This is a genomic window from Neobacillus drentensis NBRC 102427 (assembly GCF_001591445.1).
Classification (GTDB): domain Bacteria; phylum Bacillota; class Bacilli; order Bacillales; family Cytobacillaceae; genus Neobacillus; species Neobacillus drentensis.
Genome location: NZ_BCUX01000045.1, coordinates 1 through 16,039, shown reverse-complemented (window position 1 = coordinate 16,039; position 16,039 = coordinate 1). Strand labels below are relative to the sequence as shown.

At 39.5% G+C, this 16,039-nt stretch carries 17 protein-coding genes and 1 riboswitch; of the genes, 13 read left to right on the top strand and 4 right to left on the bottom strand.

Annotated features, from left to right (window positions below; all coding sequences use genetic code 11):
• The first annotated feature begins 116 nt into the window (after nt 1–116).
• A riboswitch (Lysine riboswitch) is annotated at nt 117–299 on the top strand.
• Nucleotides 300–381: 82 nt separating this feature from the next.
• From BDR01S_RS18590 to BDR01S_RS18575, 4 genes are all read left to right on the top strand, one after another.
• Complete coding sequence (locus BDR01S_RS18590; RefSeq protein WP_066248965.1) at nt 382–1,182, top strand: ABC transporter substrate-binding protein; 801 nt, start codon at nt 382–384, stop codon at nt 1,180–1,182.
• Between the two features lie 54 nt (nt 1,183–1,236).
• Nucleotides 1,237–1,938 carry an amino acid ABC transporter permease gene (locus BDR01S_RS18585; protein ID WP_082797495.1) on the top strand — a complete coding sequence of 234 codons (702 nt, stop codon included), beginning with the start codon at nt 1,237–1,239 and terminating at the stop codon, nt 1,936–1,938.
• Nucleotides 1,935–2,657, top strand: coding sequence for an amino acid ABC transporter ATP-binding protein (locus BDR01S_RS18580; protein WP_066248960.1), 723 nt, complete (start codon nt 1,935–1,937; stop codon nt 2,655–2,657). The genes BDR01S_RS18585 and BDR01S_RS18580 overlap by 4 nt, the downstream gene beginning before the upstream one ends.
• Nucleotides 2,658–2,857: 200 nt before the next feature.
• A complete protein-coding gene (locus tag BDR01S_RS18575; protein WP_066248953.1) occupies nt 2,858–4,405 on the top strand; it encodes a flavin monoamine oxidase family protein in 1,548 nt (515 codons plus the stop codon).
• Nucleotides 4,406–4,495: 90 nt separating this feature from the next.
• On the opposite strand, the gene BDR01S_RS18570 is transcribed toward BDR01S_RS18575, so the two are convergent.
• A complete protein-coding gene (locus BDR01S_RS18570; RefSeq protein WP_066248951.1) occupies nt 4,496–5,035 on the bottom strand; it encodes a helix-turn-helix domain-containing protein in 540 nt (179 codons plus the stop codon).
• 143 nt (nt 5,036–5,178) lie between these two features.
• Nucleotides 5,179–5,895, bottom strand: a complete 717-nt coding sequence (gene rluF / locus BDR01S_RS18565; RefSeq protein WP_174523460.1) for a 23S rRNA pseudouridine(2604) synthase RluF — start codon at nt 5,893–5,895, stop codon at nt 5,179–5,181.
• A 193-nt stretch (nt 5,896–6,088) separates the two neighbouring features.
• Between rluF and BDR01S_RS18560 the strand changes: the two genes are divergently transcribed.
• The 4 genes from BDR01S_RS18560 to BDR01S_RS18545 all read left to right on the top strand — a co-directional run bounded on the left by BDR01S_RS18560 (nt 6,089) and on the right by BDR01S_RS18545 (nt 9,974).
• The gene (locus tag BDR01S_RS18560) at nt 6,089–7,282 is read left to right on the top strand and encodes a L,D-transpeptidase family protein (protein ID WP_066248945.1); all 1,194 of its coding nucleotides are present in this window, start codon (nt 6,089–6,091) and stop codon (nt 7,280–7,282) included.
• Between the two features lie 16 nt (nt 7,283–7,298).
• A complete protein-coding gene (locus tag BDR01S_RS18555; protein WP_418303020.1) occupies nt 7,299–7,751 on the top strand; it encodes a DUF3052 domain-containing protein in 453 nt (150 codons plus the stop codon).
• Between the two features lie 407 nt (nt 7,752–8,158).
• Nucleotides 8,159–9,334 (top strand): ParM/StbA family protein, encoded by a 1,176-nt coding sequence (locus BDR01S_RS18550; protein WP_066248940.1) that lies wholly within the window; start codon nt 8,159–8,161, stop codon nt 9,332–9,334.
• A gap of 13 nt (nt 9,335–9,347) precedes the next feature.
• A complete protein-coding gene (locus tag BDR01S_RS18545) occupies nt 9,348–9,974 on the top strand; it encodes a hypothetical protein (protein ID WP_066248938.1) in 627 nt (208 codons plus the stop codon).
• A gap of 63 nt (nt 9,975–10,037) precedes the next feature.
• Here the strand turns inward: BDR01S_RS18545 and BDR01S_RS25005 are convergent, their stop codons facing one another.
• The gene (locus tag BDR01S_RS25005) at nt 10,038–10,163 is read right to left on the bottom strand and encodes a DUF4023 domain-containing protein (protein WP_082797494.1); all 126 of its coding nucleotides are present in this window, start codon (nt 10,161–10,163) and stop codon (nt 10,038–10,040) included.
• A gap of 150 nt (nt 10,164–10,313) precedes the next feature.
• Between BDR01S_RS25005 and BDR01S_RS18540 the strand changes: the two genes are divergently transcribed.
• Nucleotides 10,314–11,255 carry a phosphotransferase gene (locus tag BDR01S_RS18540; RefSeq protein ID WP_066248935.1) on the top strand — a complete coding sequence of 314 codons (942 nt, stop codon included), beginning with the start codon at nt 10,314–10,316 and terminating at the stop codon, nt 11,253–11,255.
• 57 nt (nt 11,256–11,312) lie between these two features.
• Here BDR01S_RS18540 and pepT read toward each other — a convergent pair whose 3' ends face one another.
• Nucleotides 11,313–12,545, bottom strand: coding sequence for a peptidase T (gene pepT, locus BDR01S_RS18535; protein WP_066259529.1), 1,233 nt, complete (start codon nt 12,543–12,545; stop codon nt 11,313–11,315).
• Nucleotides 12,546–12,814: 269 nt separating this feature from the next.
• On the opposite strand from pepT, the gene BDR01S_RS18530 reads away from it, so the two are divergent.
• From BDR01S_RS18530 to BDR01S_RS18515, 4 genes are read left to right on the top strand one after another with little or no spacing between them, the layout of a single operon-like run.
• Nucleotides 12,815–13,438, top strand: a complete 624-nt coding sequence (locus tag BDR01S_RS18530) for a TetR/AcrR family transcriptional regulator (protein WP_066248932.1) — start codon at nt 12,815–12,817, stop codon at nt 13,436–13,438.
• A gap of 13 nt (nt 13,439–13,451) precedes the next feature.
• Nucleotides 13,452–14,336: an ABC transporter ATP-binding protein gene (locus BDR01S_RS18525; protein ID WP_066248931.1), complete on the top strand. Its 885-nt coding sequence runs from the start codon at nt 13,452–13,454 to the stop codon at nt 14,334–14,336.
• A 6-nt stretch (nt 14,337–14,342) separates the two neighbouring features.
• Nucleotides 14,343–15,140 carry an ABC transporter permease subunit gene (locus BDR01S_RS18520; protein WP_066248927.1) on the top strand — a complete coding sequence of 266 codons (798 nt, stop codon included), beginning with the start codon at nt 14,343–14,345 and terminating at the stop codon, nt 15,138–15,140.
• A 23-nt stretch (nt 15,141–15,163) separates the two neighbouring features.
• A complete protein-coding gene (locus BDR01S_RS18515) occupies nt 15,164–15,964 on the top strand; it encodes an ABC transporter permease subunit (protein WP_066248924.1) in 801 nt (266 codons plus the stop codon).
• Nucleotides 15,965–16,039 lie beyond the last annotated feature (75 nt).

Here is a 16,039-nt window from a genome sequence, read left to right as displayed (position 1 = left end):
AGTCTTTTAATTTGGATAGAAATTCTTATGAAATTATTATTGCATTTTTGTGAATATTTATATATACTGAAAATTGTTTCATTCAACTAAATATAAAATCCTCATCTTTAAGCATTAGATGGGGTAGAGGTCGCGATTTTTATTAGTATCCTATTGGAGATTTAGTGAAATCTATGAAAATAGGAAAAAGGATCAATCGCCGAAGCTTCTGAAATCACTTCTTTCAGAAAGCTGGGTCTGCACTCGAAAAGGGGCAGAACTGTCACAGTTCCTAGGAATTGTGGAGAACTATCTTTACCAATGCTAACTGATGAGGATGTACAAGACACCGTCCTATTCAAATATGACGGTGTTTTTTTATAAAAAAAGGGGGAAAAACATATGAAAAAATTAGCTATTTTGATAGTTGCGGCAATGATGATGATTTTATCTGCTTGTGGAACTGAGAAGAGTGATGGAGCAGAAAAAACTACAAAAGCAAGTGGTTCCAAATTTGAAATGGTAAAAGATGGTTCATTAACATTCTCGATGACAGGGCAGTATCCGCCGCTTAATTTTAAGAAGGATGGAAAATTAACTGGATTTGATGTTGAAATTGGAACAGAAATTGCCAAGAGAATCGGGCTTGAAGCAAACCCTGTTACAAACCCGTGGGAAACGATTATCCAAGGGTTAAAGGCAAAAAAATATGATGCCATTATCGGCAGTATGACTGCAACACCTGATCGTGATAAGCAAGTTGATTTCACGAATCCGTACTACCTATCTGGTGCTCAAATCTTTGTAGCAGAAGGCAATTCCGATATTCAGTCGAAAGAGGATTTAAAAGGGAAAACAATTGGAGTAATTCAGGCTAGTACCTGGAAAGACATGGCTGAGGAATTATCTGATCAAGTGAAGGGCTATCCAACAGACGTAAATGCTCTTCAAGATTTGGAGCTTGGCCGTTTAGATGCCGTCATCACTGATAAAATCGTGGGTGTTAGTGCAAAAAATGAAAAAGGCTTAAAAATTAAAGAAATTGGCGATTTGTTGAATGAAGACCGTGTAAGTGTAGCAATTGCTGAAGGGAACAAAGAGCTGGCTGATAAAATCAACAAGGCCATCCAATCCATGATTGACGATGGTACGTATGAAAAGATCAGCATGAAATGGTTTAATACAAACATCATGGAAAAGTAAGACTGGAAAAAAATATTTAGTGTAAGCACCTGATGAGGGTGCTTGCACTATTCAATGAAGGAGGTACACATTGTGGTTTTTATTGAAAATATAATCAGTATTTTTAGCGAACATGGAATTGCTTTTTTGAAAGCTGCTTGGATGACAATTGCGATAACAGCAATCTCGCTATTGTTTGCGATGGTGATTGGCGTTATTTTTGCGGGCTTTAAGATTTCCTCTAGTAAAATACTAAATCGTATTGCCGATATTTACATAGGTATTATTCGTGGAACGCCTCTCATTGTTCAAATCATGTTCCTTTATTATGGACTTGCCAATATAGTGAACCTGGACAGCTTCACCGCGGGAGCCCTAGCATTAGGTGTTCATACAGGTGCCTATATTGCTGAAATTTTTAGAGGAGCCGTGCAATCCATTGATCGCGGCCAAATGGAAGCGGCCAGGTCACTCGGAATGCCCTATTCTCTTGCAATGAGGAGAATTATTTTTCCACAGGCTTTCAAAAGAGCAATTCCGTCTCTAGCCAATCAATTTATTATTGGATTAAAGGATTCTTCCCTTGTTGCCTATATTGCCGTGACTGATTTATATAACACGGCCCTAAGTGTCCAAGGTGAAAACTATATGCCTTTTGAAACCTATTTCGTTGTAGGAATCTATTATTTGATTATCGTCCTCATTTTCACTTGGTTTGCTAACCGTATTGAGAATAGGATGGATGTCAGCAAACCGAAGGAGGTCCGTTTGGCATGATTGATGTACATAATCTATCCAAGTCCTTTGGTAAGCTTGAAGTATTAAAGAATATTGACGTAAAAGTCTGTGAGAAAGAAGTAGTTGTTTTAATCGGCGCCAGCGGTTCTGGAAAAAGTACCCTGCTTCGCTGTTTAAACTTTTTAGAAGTGGCAGAGCGCGGGGAGATTATCATTGATTCTGAAAAAGTAGACCTTGAAAAAACAAACTTGAATAAAGTGAGAGAAAAGGTTGGAATGGTGTTTCAACATTTTAATCTTTTCCCACATAAAACCGTACTCGAAAATATTATTGAAGCCCCGATGTTTGTCAGAAAAGAAACAAAGGAAACAGCCTATGCCAAAGCCACTGCTCTTTTAAAAAAGGTTGGCCTAGAGGATAAAGCCAACTACTATCCAGAACAGTTGTCCGGGGGACAAAAACAGCGGGTAGCAATCGCAAGAGCGTTGGCTATGGAACCAAAAGTGATGCTCTTTGATGAGCCAACCTCCGCCTTGGATCCTGAGCTCGTGGGCGAAGTACTTCAAGTAATGAAGGATCTCGCACGTGAAGGAATGACAATGGTCATTGTGACCCATGAAATGGGCTTCGCGAAAGAAGTCGCAGACCGAGTCATTATGCTTGCTGACGGGAATATTATTGAAGAAGGACATCCGAGTGAGATCTTTGTCCATCCTAAACACGAACGGACCCAACGGTTTTTGAACCAGGTATTATAGATTGTAGAAACCTACCTTTTACGCTGTGGAAGGTAGGTTTTCCTTTTTGCTAGATGGAGAATTAAAAAATAAATCAAGGAACCGGCTTCTTGTCCCATGCAAATTAAGACTCCATGCATAAATTATTGATAATTACTATCCTTCGATAGTTAATCAATCATTGGCATGGCTTTTATTTTTCATAAAGGGGCTGGTTTTTCTTGGCACGAACGCCATTAGCAAGTATACTGCAGAAATCCTTTGCGTTGGCAGGTACTGGAATGGAGTTAGAAAGTAGTACCGGACAAGCTATTACACGAGCCGATAATCCTTCAAAAGTGGCTCTTCTTAATGACATGGAACTTTGTAACATGAACACGAGTAATGCTCCAACACCTAGAATCGTTATAGTGGGAGCAGGATTGGCGGGGCTCACCTGTGCTTACCGACTGAAACAGGCTGGAATTCCAGCAACGATTTATGAAGCAACGGATCGGGTTGGGGGACGTTGTTGGACCCGAAGAGGATTTTTCAAAGATGGTCAAATTGTTGAGCGAGGCGGGGAATTAATAGATACCTGCCATATCGAAATACAGGAACTAGCCAAAGAGCTAGGTTTAGAATTCGACCATTTAATCAAGGCAGAACCTGTTGATAGCACCCCATTTTATTTCGTTGACAAAAGCCCCTATTCATTTGCTGAAGTAACGAATGATTTTATAAAAATCCTCCCAAAACTACAAAAGGATCTTAACGATGTTGGGGAAACGACCCTTTATAATCATTATACGGATAGAGGATTGGAACTAGATCATATGTCCATCACCGACTATATTAATGAAACAGTTCCAGGAGGCATCCAATCAAGATTTGGTCGATTATTAGCATTAGCCTATACGATCGAAAATGGAGCGGATGCTCACGAGCAAAGTGCCTTAAATCTACTTTATTTGTTGGGGTCTGCTCAAAAGGAGCACTTTCGGATGTACGGTGACTCGGATGAATGCTTTCATATTAAGGGTGGCAATGACCAGCTCCCTGCTATATTAGCAAATAAACTCGATGGAGATATTAGATTCCATTCCCAGTTGATAAGGATTGAACAGTTCGGTCAAAATAATATAAGGCTTGTTTTTCGACATAATGAAAAGGAATGGAAGGTAATTGCAGATAAAGTAATTATGGCGATACCTTTTAGGATTTTAAGAACGATAGATTATGAGAATGCAAGCTTTCGTCCTTTAAAAAAGACAGCGATTGAAGAGTTGGGAATGGGTGTAAATACAAAGCTGCATGTCCAATTTTCCAATCGATTCTGGAATGAGCGTGGCAATAATGGTGAAACATTTGCGGATACAGGCTATCAGCAGACGTTTGAAGCTTCACGAGCTCAACGAGGCAGCTCAGGAATTCTTGTTAATTTTACAGGAGGTGAAACAGCTGCCCAGCAGTTTGCCTTCACAGAAAAGAAATTAATAGAGGCGACGAAAGAATTTTTGGACAAGCTAGAACCTGTTTTGCCAGGATGTATAAGTCATTGGAATGGGTTAGCTACCGTAGATCACTGGCTTAGTAATCAGTGGACCAAAGGGGCCTATTCGTATTGGAAAGTAGGACAATACACCAAATTTGCAGGTATTGGAGGAGAACGAGAAGGGAATATTTTCTTCGCCGGTGAGCACACATCCATCCATTATCCGGGTTATTTAAATGGAGCGGTCGAGACTGGAGAGAGGGCTGCACAAGAGGTAATAGCAGATTTAATTTAAAAAAGGCTGACTGAAAAGGAACCTACAGTTCCATTTTAGTCAGCCTTTTTTCACAATTATTGGCAGTCGTCAGCCAGGGGAAGCTCAAGATTAGAAAATGTCATTTAGTTCGCTGTCGGAATAGATGGAAATTAACACAACCGCTTTTCCCTCGCCAATATTTTTAACGAAATGCGGTACACTGGCATTCCAGCTGAAGGAGTCCCCTTCTTCGATAATCATCGAGTCTTCACCTTGTTCGGCTTGAACTCTTCCCTGCAACACTAAATGACATTCTTCGCCTTCATGGGCGTTTAATTCACCCATAGAAGCCCCTGGAGGAAATTCAACCTGCATCATTCGTAATCCGCCTTTGGAGGTTAGATGTTCTATTTTTAAGCTGTTAAAGGTCGAATAAGTCCTCTCATCCTTTCGAACAACCCGCATGTGCTGTTTCTTTTCCAACAATAAATAAGGTAACGGCACCCCAAGGAAGGTTGAGATGGTTTGTAAAGTGCTAATCGATGGAGATGTGTTATTGTTTTCAACATTGCTGATAAATCCCTTTGAAAGCCCTGTTCCTTCACACATTTGAGCAATCGTGATTTTTTTTCGATTGCGTATGGTACGAATTTTTGATCCGATATCCAAATTTTCCACCTCTAAAGTTTCCAAATAAAAAACATAATTCTATTTTAGCAAAAATAAAGTAGGCAATCTAGAATCATTTTTTGTCTAATTGAGAAATAATATTCATATAGGAAAACAAGATGAGGCTTTTGATTGCCCCTATTTTACCATTCCTTCGGCTGATAATTGAGGTCTGCAAATAATTGATTCCGTTCTTTCTTTGACAAGTCGCGCCACTGTCCTATCGGCAGATTACCTAAATGAATATTCATGATTCGCGTCCGCTGCAGCCTAGCGACTCCGTAACCAAGTGCAGAACACATCCGGCGGATTTGCCGATTTAGGCCCTGTGTTAAGATGATTTGAAAAACATATTTAGAAAGTTGGGTAACTTTACAAGGCAATGTCTTTGTATCCAGAATTTCGACACCGGCTGCCATTCTTTTTAAAAATTCAGGAGTGATAGGTTTGTCAACCGTTACGATATATTCTTTCTCATGCTTATTTTCAGCGCGCAAAATTTTGTTTACAATATCTCCGTCATTCGTCAGCAGGATTAAGCCATCAGATTCTTTATCCAAACGGCCAATATGGAATACTCTTAATGGATGATTGACTAAGTCGATGATATTTCCCTTGATATGTCTTTCCGTTGTACTCGTAATTCCAACAGGTTTATTTAAGGCGATATAGACATAATTTGCAGTAACTTTAATCGGGCTCCCGCTAATGCGAACATCATCGCCGGGCTCAACCTGGCTCCCAATTTCCGCAACCTTCCCATTAATAGTAACTCTTCCTTCACTAATTAACTTATCTGCTCCTCTTCTAGATGCCTTACCAGACTCGCTAATAAATTTATTAATACGCATGTTACACACCCTTAAGTGGAGAATTGTAAGTTTACCATACCCAAATGCTATCTTTTTTTCAAGTCTTACGGTGCCTGACACCAGAAACAAACTAAGTCTTTAAATAAACTAGAGGTATAAGAAATTTCTCCCCACTTTTTGACAAAATATTCTGATTCCATATGTTATTTTTAGTAATAACTACATAATTGGGGAGATTACAATGAAGAAACTATCTATTATTTTTGTTTTTGTTTTGCTGTTCAGCTTATTTTTATTTAAGAACCAAGCAGATGCTAGTGGTGGATCACAGTTGATCATTATTAACAAAAAGACAAATACATTGGCATTTTATGATAGTGAAAAATTAGTTAAAAAATTTAGAGTGGCTACGGGAAGAACAAGGTCTCTTACTCCAGAAGGGACATTTCGGATTGTGACTAAAATTGTAAATCGACCCTATTATAAATTGAAAATCCCTGGAGGAGATCCTCGGAACCCTCTAGGTAAACGTTGGTTGGGATTAGAGGCACGGGGCACCTATGGGACAACCTATGCTATTCATGGGAATGCGAATGAAAATTCGATTGGTACCTATGCAAGTTCTGGCTGTGTTCGGATGCACAATTCAGAAGTGATCTGGCTTTATAGCCACGTTAATAAAAATACAGTGGTTATTATTACTCATACGGACAGCAGCTTTGAATCGATTGCAAAAGCGAATGGATATGGCAATGGCTGGGCGGAAATAGGCGGTAATAAGTATTACTATCTGGATGGCGAAGTAAAGACTGGCTGGCAGTCCATTCAAGGGAAAAGGTATTTCTTTGACGAAGCTGGGGTGATGAAGACCGGTTGGTTAGCTCAGAATGGACAAAAATATTTTCTCGATCAAAAAGGTGTAATGAAAACGGGCTGGTTGGAAAAGGCTGGACAACGATATTACTTCGATCCTACAGGAGCGATGAGGACGGGCTGGATTGTAGATGGCGGAAAGGAATATTATCTTGATCAAAAAGGTGTGATGAAAACCGGTTGGTTATCTATCGGCGAAAGCAGGTATTACCTAGATCGTGATGGAGCTATGAAAACGGGCTGGTTAGCGGATAGCGGGGAATGGTACTATCTCGATGCTTCGGGTGTAATGAAAACTGGCTGGATCAACTCTGAAGGCAGATGGTACTTCCTCAATGATAGTGGCGTTATCAAAAATACGCAGGCGCTTGTCAACAACAGTCAATGGGATTATCTCGATAATAGTGAAGACATAACTGCAGACTCGTCCAATATATTAGCGAAAAAGTACAAACTTAGCAGTAAAGAGACGGTAGTGACCGGCTGGTTGAATTATAATGAAAAATGGTATTATCTCTATGTTGGCGCTGATATGGTTGCTAGTTCGATGAGCGAAGGGTAGATAGGAGGATTTGCATTTGTCAGTTATCAAGAAACTTCAGTTTAAGGATCAAGGGCAAGCTGTATTAATAATTAACGCACCAAGGGCTTATGAAGAAGTGATGGCATCCTTTGAGGGGAATGTCCATAAACAAGGTGAATTGGAAGAAGGTTATGATTTTGTCCAGGTATTTGGAGCCAGTAATGATGAGCTTCAAGCTTTTGCAAAGAATGCGGAAAGGTTCGTGAAAGATAATGGACTGTTCTGGCTTTGCTATCCTAAAAAATCATCGAAGACATACAAAGGTTCGGACTGCAGCCGTGATACGGTTATGTACTTACTAGCTTATGAAGGCTATGAACCCGTTAGACAAATTGCTATTGACGAGGATTGGTCCGCATTGAGATTCCGGAAGCCTGAACAAATAAAGACAATGAAACGGAGCTTTGCAGTTACAGAAGAGGGGAAACTACGTTCAGAGCAGCAATGACATCTCTCAGCTATCAGACCTAAGGCAATGAATGCTTTAGGTTTTTTATTTGCTGTATTTTGGGATTGTAAACAAATTTGTATACAAGTTTACGGCAATATACTTGTTGTTTACAGTTATGTATACAAGTTTACTTTTTGTATACACGATGTTTACAAAGACGTTTACATGTATACGAACTTGTACACACGTTGCAACGACGCTATGTTTACAGGTTTGTTATTGTTGTTTACAAAAATGTAAACAAAGCGCTAAAGTTTACACATTGTTTACATTTTTACAGTTATATTATTTTTAAGAGGAAATTATTGAAGAATCTAGTATTCTTCTATACTCTTAAAGAGGTAAACTAGAACTACATAATTATAAAAAAAATAAATCTATTAAATGAAAAGGAATGATATTTTATGACCAAATCCAGAGTTGCGGCAATTGATGTTGGTAATGACTCGATTAAGGCCATTTTTGGCGAATTAGAATATGAATTGAATATTCCAAACATAATTGCTAGGGATACAGAAGACCGACCTGTTATTGGTATTGAAGAACTTGATTCAAAAAATCCATTAGATGGAATTCATATCAAGGTCCACTCCCCTGCTTTAAAAGAGAACAACGGAATTTTCCGTATTGGTAATTTAGCTACGAAAAGTAATAATGCGATGGAGTTAGATCCTGGCAGCAGCAAGTCTGAGGAAGATCAAACATTAATTATGCTTTTTGCAACCTTAGCTTTAGACGCAGTAAAGGAAAATAATTCACATGCTTTCCCGCGTACAAAAAATGTGATTGATGCTAACTATACATTGGGAACAGGTCTCCCCCTTCGCGAAGTAAAGGAAGGTAAAGATGCTGGCTATCGTTCTAAATTAGTTGGTTCTGTTCACCAAGTGGAGTTCTTAGTTACACCTAAGTATCAAGGATTGAAAGTAAATATTAAATTTGAGGAAGTTAAGGTATATCCAGAAGGATTCGCCGCATTTATTAATCTTGTTTTAGACAATAACGGAAAAGTGATTAATAAAGATCTGATTGATAAACGCATATTAATTCAGGATATCGGCGGATTATCAACAGATATCGCTGTCATCAAAAATCGCAATGTCGATGATGATAAAGCACAAGGCTTTAATCTTGGGGTTTCAGAATCATTAGAAGCGATTCGCGAAGAAATCCGCTCCAAGCATGGTGTGGAATTAGACAGCCGCCGCGATGTGGTTGAAATTATCACCAAGAAAAGCGATCGGAATCATATTATGGTTAAAGGAAGCAGGACAAGTGTGCATGATATTACGGACCGAATTCTGCTTGATTTAGCCAAGAAACAATATCGTTTATTGCGTAATGTTTGGCTTAAGAACTCACAGACAGAAATTTGCTACTTTGTAGGCGGCGGTGCCAATGTCTTAAAGGAATACCTTAAAACATTAAATAACAATTTAGACGGTTATAATATTGATTTCTTTGAGGATGAGAAAGAAAGTATTTGGATGATGGCGAATGCTTATTATAAACTCATCATGGACTTTGTTCGTAAAGCAGAGAAACAAAATGCAGTTAAAGTTGAACCTGTAAAAAGATAAATAAGGTGATCATATGAATAAATCAACCTCAAATGAGGTTCAGAGGGGGCAGGCAATTTCCTTTCGCGTCCCCTCTGATACACCTGACCATATCTTAAAACATTTACAAAAGTTAAAAGAGACAGAGAGAAGAAATTTTTCAAGTAAAATTGCTGAGTTTGTGATGCATGGAGTGAATAGTTCCCATGCGCGGGAAAAGGAAACGATTACGATCCCCCTCCCCCAGAAATTAACCAAGGCGCAACGAGATTGGTTAAAGCATGAGCACTCAGAAGCATTACTAGGAAGTATTCTTTATCAGCTTATCGCTGATCCAGTCCGCTCCACTGCTTTACTTGCGTCCTTAAACAGCCGTTCATTAGATATCGACGAGGCCTTGTACCTTCAAGAAGAAGTATTTCCCGAGGAACTGCCTAGGAATTATATGAATAATACTGGTTACCAAGAAAGTTCTGCGGCCCAGGAAGAGCAACCACCCTCCCCTATCGACTTAAATGAGCTGGATGATGACCTTAGTGACTTTGATTGGGATGGTGCTAAGGATAAGGATAAGGATAAGGAGCCAGTAGTTGTAGATGAGGATATCGAAGAAGATATCGACGATTTGCTTGGCGGATTTTTGGCAAATATGAATAAATAATAATTAAAGGTCCAACCTCACGGGCTGCTTTATTGCGGCTGTGTGGCTGAACCTTTTTTGTGATTAATGCTGTTTGTTAGGTAACCGTTGACTTTTTTGACCAGTAGCTTGTCGCTGTTTATTTTTCTGGTCCTTTTCCTGTTTTTCATGAAGCTGGTCTACAAATTCGTGTGTATTTCTGTTATCCATTCTGCCTAACCTCCTTGAAAAATCGAACCAATGTTATTGTGACCATAGTGGAGGAAAATATTCTGTCATGCATTTCATATGTTGCGAATAAGAATATATCGTTAATTATTTTAAATCTATGAAACTATTAATGGATGTGGTGGTGAGTTAATGGAGCTGCCAACTAATATAGTCTTAGAAAGCGGCACACTTAACGATGAATTAATCGTGAACAGGGAAATCCTCTATAAAGGTATGAATGGTAGATTTGTAGAAAGATTTTATCTGTCCCCAACACAAAGCTACATTTTTAAACCACTAACAAATGATGGCCAATTGGGAAAAGAGGTTTGGGTTCATAATCATATTCTTCCCCAATTCCCGAAAATATATCCAAAAATTATTTCCTTTTCTATCAGTGAAAGGACCGAACTAAATTGGATGATTCTAGAAGACCTTGGCCCGCTGTCCCACGATTTTAATGAGGGTAGTGTTATGGCAGTGATTAAGTGGTTAGCCTGGTGGCATTCGCTTCCTGTGGGGAAATTAGGTAATATTCCTTTAAACGGACTGAAACCACGAATAGAGGAAATGGTTTCAGAAATTTGTTTTAAAAAAGACGAATTATATCGTTTATTGCCAGCACTAAATGTGGAGGAAAGCCTTGTTGATAGCTTATTTTCAAAACTTAATCGATTTGGTTTTTCCGAGAAACAAGTGTTAACTCATGGCGATTTGCATACAGGGAATTTCGCAATCGTCGATAATGAGTTGAAGATTTTGGACTGGGAACACACCCATCTTAATTTGCCCCACTGGGATTTGTTTCATCTGGTGGATCTGTCTCATCCCCTTTTCCCAAAAAAGATAACGAGTCCATTACGGGAGAGAATTTTGGAGTATTATCTTAGTCAGGTGGTGTATGAGGTTGACCGCGCGGCCTTTATCAATGAGTATTATTTATTTGCATCTGTGTTCTCGCTTTGGATGACTTTATTGATTCAAAAGGACTTAGTGAATAATGGCGGGAAATGGTCGATCGAGCAGCTGCATACTCAACTTGAAGAAACGGTATCTAGTCTTAAACAGTGCGCTTCGGCGCTTCTTTTATGAAGTACTTAAAAAGCTAACTGCAGGGATCGAGTGCAGTTAGCTTTTTTTGTGGAATTTTTATGCCTTTTGTTCTGTCAATTTGATGATTTCAATGACTGTGTTGGTTGCTTTGATCATATTATCAACGGAAATAAATTCAAATTTACCATGGAAATTCTCGCCACCGGTAAAAATATTTGGCGTGGGCAGACCCATATATGAAAGCTGTGAGCCATCAGTGCCGCCGCGGATTGGTTTGACAATAGGCGTAATGCCGAGGTTCACCATCGCCTCATGGGCAATGTCGACGATTTCCATCACCGGTTTAATCTTTTCACCCATGTTGTAATATTGGTCGTTTAGTTCTAGTTGGATGTTGTCGCTGCCGTAATTCGTTTTGAACTCATTGACGATGTTTTCGATGAGCGTTTTTCTAGCCTGGAATTTCTCCATGTCGTGATCTCTAATAATATAGTGGAGCTTTGTCAGTTCCACATCCCCATTGAATGAGAGCAGATGGAAGAAGCCTTCGTATCCTTCGGTATGTTCCGGCACTTCCTGTACAGGGAGCTTGCTATGTAATTCCATCCCGATTTTCATCGAGTTGACCATTTTGTCTTTTGCGGAACCCGGGTGAATGTTGTTTCCTTTAATCGTAATCTTAGCTGCTGCGGCGTTGAAGCTTTCGAACTCTAACTCGCCGAGCGGACCGCCATCGACCGTATACGCATGCCTCGCTTGGAATGCCGCAACGTCAAACTTATGTGGACCTCTGCCGATTTCCTCATCCGGGGTGAACGCAACGCGGACCTTACCGTGTTTAATTTCCGGATGATTAAGCAGGTAGGCCATCGCCGTCATGATCTCCGTGATGCCGGCTTTGTTGTCCGCTCCAAGCAGCGTCGTACCGTCGGTCGTGATTAAGGTGTGACCTTTGTATTCAGGAAGGCTTGGAAAATCCTTTGGAGACATCACTACTTTAAGCGCCTCGTTTAAGACGATTTCCTTGCCATCATAATTTTCGACGATTTGCGGGTTAACATTTTTCCCGGTAAAATCTGTGGCGGTATCGACATGGGCGAGGAAGCCGATAGTAGGCACTTCTTTGTTTGTATTCGACGGTAAGGTCGCCATCACATAGCCATTTTTATCGATGGTTACTTCTTGCATCCCAATTGATTTTAATTCGTTGACCAACATGTGGGCTAATGTCCACTGCCCCTCTGTGGATGGACAAGTTTCGCTGTTTTCATTCGACTGGGTGTCGATTTTAACATAGGAAGTAAATCTTTCAATAAGCTCATTTTTCAATTGCACTACACTCCCCTTTTTGTGGTTGAATTCATAAATATCATATCACTAAGAGAGAACGGTTACACGTTTTCGGGTTAATAGGATTTTGAGATTGATTACTCTCGAGCTTGCATCGTATCACATCCCGATATGCCATACTATACAACAAACGGCCAATACATAATTTTGTAAAAATTATAGCTTGGCCACTATTGACCGGAAGAGTCAACGGGAGTAAACTGTGGTTGACTGATGTGGTCAATAGGTGAAAAAGGAGGGCCGCAACAATGTTTTCGAAATTTCTCAACTTAGATAAAGAAAAACAAGATCGAATTATAAATGCCGCCATAAAGGAATTTGCTGAGAAGGGATATGACCGGGCATCAACCAATGAAATCGTCAAAGAAGCTGGGATTTCAAAGGGATTGCTGTTCCATTATTTTCAGAATAAGAAGCAGTTGTTCTTATTTATTTTTGATTACTGCTATGAAATCGTTATCGATGAATTTTACAAAAAAATTAACTTCCAAGAGACTGACTTTTTTATGCGAATGAGGCAGGCCATCGGAATTAAAATAGAAATGCTTGCTACCTATCCGGATATCTTTAAGTTTATGCAAGAGGTATTTTTGGAGGAATCCGCGGAAATAAAGGTCGAGTTTGATAAAAAGAAAGCGGAAATTACTCATATCAATATTGGAAAAGCGTATGAAGGCATTGATTATACAAAATTTAGGGATGATGTGGATCTCACCAAAATCTTAAAAATCATTAACTGGACGTTTGAAAAAATGAGTGATGAAGCATTAGCGCAGGCAAAGTTGTCACCAACCCATGAGATTGATTATCTAACAATCCAGACGGAAGCAGAGGAATACTTTCAAATCTTAACGAGAGTTTTTTATAAATAAGGGGGTTCTTACGATGAATGTGATTGAAATCAACAACCTTACAAAAATGTATGGCAAATCAAGAGGGATCACGGACATCAGTTTTCATGTCGAGGAAGGCGAAATTTTTGGCTTCATTGGACCAAATGGCGCTGGTAAATCAACAACGATCCGAACACTTTTGTCGCTCATCTACCCTACCAGCGGCAGTGCGACCATTTTTGGGAAAGACTGTGTTCAATTTGCACCTGAAATTAAAAAAGAAATTGGTTATTTGCCTTCCGAAGTTTTTTACTATGACAATATGAAAGTAAAGGACCTATTAAAATATTCAGCTAGTTTTTATAAAAAGGATTGCAGTAAAAGAATCAAAGAATTGGCTGAAATTATGGACCTCGATCTCAATAAAAAAATTGATGACCTTTCCTTGGGAAATAAAAAGAAAGTCGGGATTGTTCAAGGCCTGCTCCATCAACCCAAGCTGATTATCCTGGACGAACCAACCAGTGGCCTCGACCCGCTGATGCAGCAGAAATTCTTTGAGCTCTTAGAAGAAGAGAATAAAAAAGGGGCAACCATCCTCTTTTCGTCGCACATTCTTAGCGAGGTACAACGCTTATGTAATCGGGTTGCCATCATTAAAGAAGGTAAGATTGTTACAGTGGAAAAGATTAGTACCCTACAAGAAAACAACTATAAGAAGTTTAAAGTGGAAACGAAAATACCACTCGAGTCGAATTACTTCAACATTAACGGCGTCAATAACTTAGAAATCAAAGAAAACTCTACAAGCTTTTTATTTAGAGGGAACATCAATGCCATCATGAAAAAACTAGCGGACATTGAACTTGTGAATCTTTGGATTGAAGAGCCTGACCTTGAGGAGATCTTTTTGCACTACTACGAAAAGGAGGCCTGAAAAACTATGAATATCTTTTTTCATGAATTGAAGGCTTATCGGAAGTCGACAATTATTTGGTCTGTATCGTTAGTGTTGATTATTGCGCTATTCATGTCGTTTTATCCAGCCTTTGCGAAGGATGCAGAGAGTTTCCAAAAAATCATGGAAGGGTATCCGGAGGCCATCCGGAATGCGATTGGGTTTAATCTGGGGAACTTCTTTACAATTCTCGGCTTCTATTGCTTCCCGTTATCCTTCATTACCTTGTGCGGTGCGATTCAGGGAATGAATCTTGGCACAAGCATAGTCAGTAAAGAAGTCCGTGAAAAAACAGCTGATTTTCTGTTAACTAAGCCTGTAACAAGGACAGCAGTGTTAACATCCAAATTAATGGCGGCATTTGCGTCGATTGTGATGACAAATATCGTTTATCTGGCCGTAACAATCCTGATTACATTACAAATCAAGACAGCTGATTTTAGCCTTAAAGTGCTTATCATGCTTTCACTTACGATGTTTTTTATCCAGCTGATTTTCCTTGCTTTAGGGATGATGATTTCTGTAATTGTCCCAAAGATTAAGTCAGTATTGACCGTCTCCCTGACTACTGTTTTTGCGTTCTATTTTCTGGGGATGTTTAGCAGCACAACGGGTGAGGAAGCAAAACGTTATATCTCGCCGTTTAAATATTTCGACACCGCCTATATCATCAAACATGCCGGCTATGAATCATCCTTTTTGATTGTCGGGGCAGTCAGTATTGTTCTAGCCATCACAGCGAGTTATTTTGTTTATCTAAAAAAGGATATTCACGCTGTATAGCTGTGAAATGGAGGGGTTTGGTCATGAATGTATTTTTAAAAGAACTAAGATCCTATCGAAAGTCGATTATATTTTGGAGCATTGGCGTTTTCCTAATGGTAGCGTCAGGGATGGCTAAATATGAGGCCTATTCCTCATCGGGCCAATCGATTAATGATTTGATTGCCGATCTGCCAAAATCGATGAAGGCCATCATCGGTTTCGGTGTCGTCGATTTATCGAAGATTAGCGGTTATTATTCCATGCTGTATATTTATTTATTGTTAATGGCGACAATCCACGCAGCCATGCTCGGGGCATCAATTATTGCTAAGGAAGAGCGAGACAAAACCGCGGAGTTTCTATTTGTCAAACCCATTTCCAGAAATACGATTATTAGTGCAAAGTTATTGGCTGCTTTCACAAATATCGCCATCTTCAATCTTGTAACTTGGGTGTCGTTGATTGTTCTCGTTGGGAAATACAACAGCGCCAGGGAATCCGTTAATGGCGATATCGCTCTTACGATGACAGGCATGTTTATTTTACAAGTTTTGTTTCTGGCGATTGGCAGTGCACTAGCGGCGGTAAAAAAGAAGCCGAAAGCCGCTCCATCGCTAGCAACGGGTGTCCTTCTCCTTACGTATATGTTATCGATTGCCATCGATTTGAACGAGGACATAGAAAACCTGAAATATTTCACCCCATTTAAATACTTTGATGCCAAAAATGTGATGTTTGGCGGTGGGCTCGAGGGCATCTTTATTGTCCTATCGGTCCTTTTAATTGCATTATTATTAGCGGTAACTTTTATTTTTTATAAAAAGAAAGATTTAAACGCATAAATAGAGGCCTGACTTTTGTCAGGCCTTTTCATGTTCAAAAATCAAATATAAATTTCGACATTGAAAATTGTCCAG

Coding starts and splice junctions, on each gene's coding strand:
- BDR01S_RS18520 (WP_066248927.1), top strand. CDS start 14,343: ATGAATATCTTTTTTCATGAATTGAAGGCTTATCGGAAGTCGACAATT.
- BDR01S_RS18540 (WP_066248935.1), top strand. CDS start 10,314: ATGGAGCTGCCAACTAATATAGTCTTAGAAAGCGGCACACTTAACGAT.
- BDR01S_RS18550 (WP_066248940.1), top strand. CDS start 8,159: ATGACCAAATCCAGAGTTGCGGCAATTGATGTTGGTAATGACTCGATT.
- BDR01S_RS18545 (WP_066248938.1), top strand. CDS start 9,348: ATGAATAAATCAACCTCAAATGAGGTTCAGAGGGGGCAGGCAATTTCC.
- BDR01S_RS18515 (WP_066248924.1), top strand. CDS start 15,164: ATGAATGTATTTTTAAAAGAACTAAGATCCTATCGAAAGTCGATTATA.
- BDR01S_RS18580 (WP_066248960.1), top strand. CDS start 1,935: ATGATTGATGTACATAATCTATCCAAGTCCTTTGGTAAGCTTGAAGTA.
- BDR01S_RS18560 (WP_066248945.1), top strand. CDS start 6,089: ATGAAGAAACTATCTATTATTTTTGTTTTTGTTTTGCTGTTCAGCTTA.
- BDR01S_RS18590 (WP_066248965.1), top strand. CDS start 382: ATGAAAAAATTAGCTATTTTGATAGTTGCGGCAATGATGATGATTTTA.
- BDR01S_RS18530 (WP_066248932.1), top strand. CDS start 12,815: ATGTTTTCGAAATTTCTCAACTTAGATAAAGAAAAACAAGATCGAATT.
- BDR01S_RS18585 (WP_082797495.1), top strand. CDS start 1,237: ATGAAGGAGGTACACATTGTGGTTTTTATTGAAAATATAATCAGTATT.
- BDR01S_RS18525 (WP_066248931.1), top strand. CDS start 13,452: ATGAATGTGATTGAAATCAACAACCTTACAAAAATGTATGGCAAATCA.
- BDR01S_RS25005 (WP_082797494.1), bottom strand. CDS start 10,163: ATGGATAACAGAAATACACACGAATTTGTAGACCAGCTTCATGAAAAA.